A 7,888-nucleotide genomic window follows, 5' to 3' on the forward strand; every position below is an offset into this window, starting at 1 on the left:
TAATATAGGCGCCGCCACGCGCGGCCGCGCGGCGGGAACCAAGCGCCGCGCGCCTCCTCTCAAGGCAGGCAGGTCCGTGGTGGACCTGCCTTTTTTGTCGAGCGTCGCATGAGTGCATCCACCGCCGGCATCGAACTGCCCCGTGTCCACCGTCGCCTGGCCGCGTGGGTGGAGTTGCTGTCGTCGATGCGGTTTGCCATCGCGCTGCTGAGCGTGATCTGCATCGCCTCGGTGGTCGGCACCGTGCTGAAGCAGCACGAGCCGCCCAGCAACTACGTCAACCAGTTCGGGCCGTTTTGGTACGAGGTGTTCGCGCGGCTGGACCTGTATTCGGTCTACAGCGCATGGTGGTTTTTGCTGATCTTGGCGTTTTTGGTGGTCAGCACGTCGCTGTGCATCGTGCGCAACACGCCCAAGATCCTGGCCGACATGCGCCAGTTCAAGGAGCATGTGCGCGAGCAAAGCCTGCGCGCGTTCCACCACAAAGCCGAGGCCGACCTGCCCGAGCCACCGCGGCAAGCGGCCGAGCGCATGGGGCAAGCGCTGCTGCGCCGCGGCTGGAAGGTGCGGCTGCAAGCCCGCCCGACCGAGCACGGCACCGGCTGGATGGTGGCGGCCAAGGCCGGGGCGGCCAACAAGATCGGCTACCTGGCGGCGCACGCGGCCATCGTCATCATCTGCATCGGTGGCTTGCTCGACGGCGACCTGATGGTGCGGTTGCAGCTGTGGTTTGGCGGCAAAGAGCCGCTGCGCGGCGGCGGACTCATCGCCGAGGTGCCCGACAAGCACCGTCTCAGCGACGCCAACCCCACCTTCCGTGGCAACCTGCTGGTCACCGAAGGTACCCGGGCTGGCGTGGCCGTGCTGCTGCAGCCCGAGGGCGTGGTGCTGCAGGAGTTGCCGTTCGAGGTCGAGCTGAAAAAGTTCATCGTCGAGTACTACGATACCGGCATGCCGCGGCTGTTTGCCAGCGACATCGTCATCCACGACCGCTACAGCGGCGAGGCCAAGCCCGCGCGGGTCGAGGTCAACCACCCCGTCGAGCACCGCGGCATCCAAATCTACCAGTCGAGCTTCGACGACGGTGGCTCGTTGGTCAAGCTGCGCGCGCTGCCGCTGGGCGCGGCGGTCAAGCCGTTCGAGGTGCAGGGCCGCATCGGCGAGGCCACGACGCTGACCAACGGCCACGAGCGGTTGCGGCTGGAGTTCACGGGGCTGCGCGTCATCAACGTCGAAAATATGGGCGGCTCGAACACGGCAGGCGCCGACGTGCGCAAGGTGGACCTGCGCCAGGCGATCGAGGCGCGCCTGGGGGCGGGCAACAAAACGTCGAGCGAGCGCCAGTTGCGCAACGTGGGCCCGAGCGTCACGTACAAGCTGCGCGACGACGCCGGCCAGGCGCGCGAGTTCCACAACTACCAACTGCCGGTGGATATCGACGGCCAGCGGGTGTACCTGCTGGGCGTGCGCGACACGCCGGCTGAGCCGTTCCGTTACCTGCGCGTGCCGGTGGACGAGCGCGACGGGCTGGAGGGGTTTGTGCACCTGCGCACCGCGCTGGCCGACCCGGCGCTGCGGCGCCAGGCCGCGCAGCGCTACGTGGCGCAGGCAGCGGCAGACCAGCCGGAGGCCGTGCGCACCGCGTTGCTGGGGTCGGCCCAGCGCGCCATCGACCTCTTCGCGGGCGACGACCCGGAGCTGCAGCGGTTGCCCAAGGGCGACGCGCCGCGGCTCGGGGGGCTGCTGGCACTGTCGGCGTTTGTCGAAGCCAACATCCCCGAGGCCGAGCGTGAGCGCTTCAGCGACGTGCTGCTGCGCATCCTCAACGGTACGCTGTGGGAGCTGTACCAGCTCAGCCGCGCCCAGGCAGGCTGGCCGCCGGCGGAACGCGGCGAGGCCAGCGCCGCGTTCATGACGCAGGCGGTGCTGGCGCTGTCGGATGCGTTTTTCTACCCCGCGCCGCTGGTGCTGCAACTGACCGAGTTCGAGCAGGTGCAGGCCAGCGTCTTTCAGGTGGCGCGGGCGCCCGGCAAGACCATCGTGTACACCGGCTGCGTGCTGCTGATCGTGGGGGTGTTTGCGATGTTGTACGTGCGCGAGCGTCGGCTGTGGGTGTGGTTGGCGCCGCGCGGCGAGGGCGCGCACGCGCTGATGGCCTTGTCGAGCAACCGCAAGCTGCTGGACAATGACCGTGAGTTCGATGCCTTGCGAGCGCTGTTGAGCCCACCCCGTTCTGAGGAGACTGCGTGAGATGAACACCGCAACCGAAACCATCGACCTGCGTCTGGAGGGCGCCGCCCAACGCGGGGCGCGCGGCTGGCTGGCCCGCCGCCGTTGGTCGGACTGGCTGTACGCCGTGCTGGTGCTGGTGGGCGCGGGTGTGGCCTACGCTCAGTGGGGTCACGCCATGGACGGCTACGAAAAAGCCATCCTGGCTGGCGTGGCGCCGGCGCTGGTGGCGCTGGCCTGGTTTTGGCGGCCGGTGCAGGCGCTCACCGTGGGGGTGGCGGCGCTGTCGCTGCTGGCCATCGGCCTGTACCAGGTGGATGGCCGCGCCGACCTCGGGCGCGCTGAGCAGGTGTTCGCGCTGAAGTACTTTTTGTCCAGCCAGTCGGCCATCCTGTGGATGAGCGTGCTGTTTTTTATGAGCACGGTGTTTTACTGGATCGGGCTGCTGGCGCCGCGCGGTGACACCGCCGAAAAACTCGGTTCGCGCATGGCCTGGGCGGGTGTCGTGATGGCGCTGACCGGCACGATGGTGCGTTGGTACGAAAGCCACCAGATCGGCCCCGGCATCGGCCACATCCCGGTCAGCAACCTGTACGAGGTGTTTGTGCTGTTCGCCTGGCTGACCGCCGCCTACCACCTGTACTACGAAGACCGCTACCAGACCCGCCGCATGGGCGCGTTTGCGATGCTGATCGTCAGCGCCGCGGTCGGCTTTTTGCTGTGGTACACGGTGGTGCGCGAAGCGCACCAAATCCAACCGCTGGTGCCGGCGCTGCAGAGCTGGTGGATGAAGCTGCATGTGCCGGCCAATTTCATCGGCTACGGCACCTTCGCCATCGCGGCGATGCTGGCGTTTGCCTACCTGATCAAGCAAAGCGCGGGCGAGACGCGCTGGTACAAACTGGCGCCGCTGTGGTTGCTGGGCATCGTGCTGTGCTTCGAGCCGCTGGTGTTTCGCCGGGGCGCGGCCGAGCAGGGGGCGGGGTACTGGTTCGTCTACTTTGGCGTGTCGGCGCTGATCGTGGGCGGCATCATGGCGGCGCGGCGGCGCATCGCCGATCGGCTGCCCAGCCTGCAGGTGCTCGACGACGTGATGTACAAGGCCATCGCGGTGGGGTTTGCGTTTTTTACCATCGCCACCGTGCTGGGGGCGCTGTGGGCGGCCGAGGCCTGGGGCGGCTACTGGAGCTGGGACCCCAAGGAAACCTGGGCCTTGATCGTGTGGCTGAACTACGCCGCGTGGTTGCACATGCGCCTTATCAAAGGCCTGCGCGGCACGGTGGCCGCGTGGTGGGCGCTGGCCGGGTTGGCGATCACAACGTTTGCCTTCCTCGGGGTCAACATGTTCCTGAGCGGCTTGCACAGCTACGGGGCGCTGTGATGCGCATGTGACGATGGCCGCGCCGCACGAGTACGGTTTTTACGCCAACGTCAACCCGGACGTGCCGCACCCACGCTGGAGCCTGGCCACCGAGCGGCGGTTGTGGCAGGCGGTCAGTCGAGCGCGAGCACGCGCTCTTGCCGCCACAGGTCGGCCACCGTTTCGCGCGCGCGGATGAGCTGGCTGCGCGCGCCGGCCACCAGCACCTCGGCGGCTTTGCCGCGCGTGTTGTAGTGGCTGGCCATGCTCATGCAGTAAGCGCCCGCGGACCCCACCGCCAGCCAGTCGCCCGGCTGCACGGCCAGCCGCCGCCCACGCCCCAGCCAGTCGCCGCTTTCGCACACCGGCCCCACCACATCCCATTCGATGGCCGGCAAATCGCTGCGCGGGCGCAGCGGTGCGATGGCGTGCCAGGCCTCGTACATGGCCGGCCGCGGCAGGTCGTTCATCGCAGCATCGACGATGAGGAAGTTTTTACCCGTGCCGGGCTTGAGGTACAACACCTCGGTGACGCACACGCCGGCGTTGCCCACCAGCGAGCGCCCGGGCTCGAACAGCAAACGCCGCCCGCCATGGCCCCGCGCGTCCAGCCGTGCCAGCAGCGCCTGCACCAGCGCCTGCGGCGTGGGGGGCTGCTCACCGTGGTACTCGATGCCAAGCCCGCCGCCCAGGTCCAGGTGGTGCAGGGCGATGCCGTCGGCCTCGATCGCCTCGACCAAGTCCAGCACACGGTCCAACGCATCGAGGTACGGCGCGATCGTGGTGATTTGCGAGCCGATGTGGCAGTCGATGCCCACCACCTGCAGCCCAGGTAGGGCGGCGGCGTGGCGGTAGGCGTCCAACGCCTCGTCGTGCGCGATGCCGAATTTGTTGTCGCGCAGCCCCGTCGAGATGTAGGGGTGGGTCTGGGCGTCGACATCCGGGTTGACGCGCAGGCTCACCGGCGCGCGCACGCCCAGCTCGCGCGCTACGGCGTCAAGCACTTCCAGCTCGGCGCGGCTTTCCACGTTGAAGCAGCCAATGCCGGCCTGCAGCGCGGCGCGCATTTCGGCGCGCGTTTTGCCGACCCCGGAAAAAACGATGCGGTCCGGCGCAACGCCCGCGCGCAGCGCACGCGCCAGCTCGCCGCCGGAGACGATGTCGACGCCGCAGCCGGCCTGCACCAGCGCCTGCACGATGGCCAGCGTCGAGTTGGCCTTCATCGCGTAGCAGACCTGGGCGTCGCGCCCGGCCAGCGCCTGCTGCCACGCCGCGGCGGCTGCGCGCAGCGCCGCCAGCGAGTACACGAACAAGGGCGTGCCATGCTCGCGCGCCAGCTGCGCCAGCGGCACATCTTCCACCCAAAGCTCGCCGTCACGGTAAGCAACGTAAGGGGCGCCAGGCAGGTAGGGGGGGGTGGGGTCAGCGGGGGGCATCGGGTGTGGTCGGGGCAGCGGCGGCGGAGGGCGTGGCGGGCAGGGTCAGCGGGCCTTTTTGGCCACATCCGCCCAGGGTCATCAGGCAAACGGCGGCCAGCCACACCCAGCGGCGGCCTACAATGGGGCACTTAGGCATACGGCGATTCTAGCGATGACCGACCTCGAATACCTGGACCGCGCCGAAAGCGTGCTCAAGGCGGTGGAGCTCAACTGCGACCGCCTCAACGACGAAACCGACGCCGACATCGACAACCAGCGCGTCGGGGGCATGGTGACGCTGACGTTTCGCAACGGCAGCCAGATCGTCATCAACCTGCAAAAGCCGCTGCACGAGATCTGGATGGCCACGCGCTCCGGCGGCTACCACTACCGCTTTGACGGCCAGCGTTGGATGGACACCAAGGGCGCCGGGGAGTTTTTTGCCCACCTGTCGCGCGAGGCCTCGGCGCAAGCCGGCATGCCGTTGACGTTTCGGCCCTGAACACGGCGCTGGGTCGGCCCGTGCTCAGTTGCGGAACAAATCCAGGATGCTGCGGCGCTCGTCCCCGGGCGCGGCTTCGCCGGCGGCGGGCATGCTGTTGTCACCCTCGAAGCCCAGCCGACGCACGTAGTTGCCGCCAGCGTATTCTTCGAACACCCAGTCGCCACCGCTGAAGGCGACACCCGCCGGTGGTTGCAGTTCGTGCACCGGCTCGTTGCGCAGCGCTTGCGCCATGAAGTCGATCCAGATCGGCAGCGCCAGCGCCCCACCGGTGGCGCGCCGGCCCAGGTTGCGGGGCTGGTCGTAGCCCAACCAGGCGGCGGCTGACAAGGTGGGGTGAAAGCCGACGAACCACGCGTCCTGCGCGTCGTTGGTGGTGCCGGTTTTGCCGTACACGTCCGGGCGCTTGAGCGTGGCCTGGGCGCGCGCCGCGGTGCCGCTGCGCGTGATTTCGTTGAGCAACTGGCTCATCACAAAGGCGTTGCGCTCGGGCAGGGTGCGGTTGGCCTCGTCCGTCTGTTGCCCCGGTACTTGCAGCAGCACCCGACCCTTGGGGTCGGTGATGCGGGTGATCAGCACCGGCGGCAGGTAGTGCCCGCCGTTGGCGAACACGGCGTAGCCGGCGGCCATTTCCAGCGGCGTGACCGCGCCGGCGCCCAGCGCCATCGTCAGGTACGGCGGGTGCTTGGCCGGGTCGAGGCCAAAGCGGGTGATCCACTGCTGCGCGTAGTCGGTGCCGATGGCGCGCAGGATTTGGATCGAGACCATGTTTTTGGATTTGGCCAGTGCCGTGCGCACCGTCATCGGACCGTCGTACTGGCCATCGTAGTTTTTGGGCTCCCAAGGCTTGCCGCCGGTGACGCTGGCCGGGAAAAACAGCGGCGCGTCGTTGACCACGGTGGCCGGCATGATGCCTTTTTCCAGCGCGGCGGAGTAGATGAACGGCTTGAAACTCGAGCCCGGCTGGCGCTGCGACTGGGTGACGCGGTTGAACTTGTTGCGGTCGAAGTCAAAGCCCCCCACCAGCGCGCGGATGCCGCCGTCGCGCGGGTCGACGGCGACGAACGCCGCTTCCACCTCGGGCGTTTGCGTCAACACCCACCCCTGCGGGGTTTGCACGATGCGCACCACCGCCCCCGGGCGCAGCTTCAGCTGCGGCGGCGCCTTGGCGTGCAGGCCGGAGCGCACCGGGTCCAGCCCCGCACCGGTGATGTCGATGGTGCCGCCGTCGCCGCGCGCGACCACCACCTTGGTCGGGCTGGCCGACAGCACCACCGCGGTCAGCAGCGTGTCGTTGTCCGGCAATGCCGCCAACGCTTCGTCGATCGCGGCTTCGCGTGCGGCTGGGTCGGCCGGCAGGTCGATAAAACGCTCCGGTCCACGGTAGAACTGCCGTTGCTCGAACGCCAGCACGCCGTTGCGCAGCGCCCGCCAGGCGGCCCGCTGCAGGTTGGCATCCACCGTGGTGTACACCTGCAGCCCGGCGGTGTAGGCGTGCTCGCCGTAGCGCGCGACGATGGTTTGGCGCACCATCTCGGCGATGTACTCGGCACGCACGCCATCGTCGTCAGCGCCGCGGCGCAGACGCAGCGGCTCGGCGCGCGCAGCCTTGGCCTCGGCTTCGGTGATGAAGCCGTTTTCCAGCATGCGATCGATGATGTAGAGCTGGCGTGCCCGCGCGCGCTTGGGGTTGCGGTAGGGGTTGTAGGCCGAGGGCGCTTTGGGCAGTCCCGCCAGCAGCGCCGCTTCGGCCACCGTCAAGTCTTTGAGCGGCTTGCCAAAATAGGCCTGCGCCGCGGCGGCAAAACCGTACGAGCGCTGCCCCAGAAAGATCTGGTTCATGTAGATTTCCAGGATCTGCTCCTTGGTCAGCGTGTGCTCCAGCTTGAAGGTCAGCAAAATCTCGTACAGCTTGCGCAGGTAGCTCTTTTCGCTGGAGAGGTACACGTTGCGCGCCACCTGCATCGTGATGGTGGAGGCGCCCTGGCTTTTGGCTTCGCCCAGGTTGGCCAGCGCCGCGCGCAGCAGGCCCCGGTAGTCCACGCCGCCGTGCTCGAAGAAGCGCGCGTCCTCGATGGCCAGCACGGCGTTGATCATCACCGGTGGGATGTCCTCGAACGGCACGACGATGCGGCGTTCTTCGCCAAACTCGCCCAGCAACGTGCCGTCGCGGGCGTAGATGCGCAGCGGAAGCTTCGGTCGGTAGTCGGCCAGCTCGCTGACGTCGGGCAGGTTGGGATAGGCCAGCGCCAGCCCCAGCGCGACCAGCATCGCACCGGTGGCCAACAACGCTACCAAAACCCCCAACGTGCCCAGCAACACGCGCAACCACCACGGCTTGGGCGCGGTCTTGGGGGTGGGCGTGTGTTGGGCGCGGGG

The 7,888-nt window shown here is 68.2% G+C and carries 6 protein-coding genes; 3 read left to right on the forward strand and 3 right to left on the reverse strand.

The genetic code is table 11. The annotated features are described in order from the left end of the window. Window positions 1-108: 108 nt before the first annotated feature. Window positions 109-2,250 (forward strand): cytochrome c biogenesis protein ResB, encoded by a 2,142-nt coding sequence (locus tag Taqua_RS08735; RefSeq protein ID WP_144326302.1) that lies wholly within the window; start codon window positions 109-111, stop codon window positions 2,248-2,250. 1 nt (window position 2,251) lies between these two features. Further along, the gene (ccsB, locus tag Taqua_RS08740; protein WP_144326303.1) at window positions 2,252-3,610 is read left to right on the forward strand and encodes a c-type cytochrome biogenesis protein CcsB; all 1,359 of its coding nucleotides are present in this window, start codon (window positions 2,252-2,254) and stop codon (window positions 3,608-3,610) included. A gap of 113 nt (window positions 3,611-3,723) precedes the next feature. Here the strand turns inward: ccsB and lysA are convergent, their stop codons facing one another. Continuing rightward, on the reverse strand, window positions 3,724-5,025 hold the full coding sequence (lysA, locus tag Taqua_RS08745) for a diaminopimelate decarboxylase (protein ID WP_144326304.1): 1,302 nt from the start codon (window positions 5,023-5,025) through the stop codon (window positions 3,724-3,726). Continuing rightward, on the reverse strand, window positions 5,012-5,164 hold the full coding sequence (gene lptM / locus Taqua_RS13790; RefSeq protein ID WP_144326305.1) for an LPS translocon maturation chaperone LptM: 153 nt from the start codon (window positions 5,162-5,164) through the stop codon (window positions 5,012-5,014). Before lptM ends, lysA begins: the two co-directional genes overlap by 14 nt. Before the next feature lie 15 nt (window positions 5,165-5,179). On the opposite strand from lptM, the gene cyaY reads away from it, so the two are divergent. Then, window positions 5,180-5,509: an iron donor protein CyaY gene (gene cyaY, locus Taqua_RS08755; protein WP_144326306.1), complete on the forward strand. Its 330-nt coding sequence runs from the start codon at window positions 5,180-5,182 to the stop codon at window positions 5,507-5,509. 24 nt (window positions 5,510-5,533) lie between these two features. Here the strand turns inward: cyaY and Taqua_RS08760 are convergent, their stop codons facing one another. After that, a complete protein-coding gene (locus Taqua_RS08760; RefSeq protein WP_246094667.1) occupies window positions 5,534-7,831 on the reverse strand; it encodes a penicillin-binding protein 1A in 2,298 nt (765 codons plus the stop codon). Window positions 7,832-7,888: the final 57 nt, after the last annotated feature.

The sequence above is a fragment of the Tepidimonas aquatica genome (assembly GCF_007556585.1).
Lineage (GTDB): Bacteria > Pseudomonadota > Gammaproteobacteria > Burkholderiales > Burkholderiaceae_C > Tepidimonas > Tepidimonas aquatica.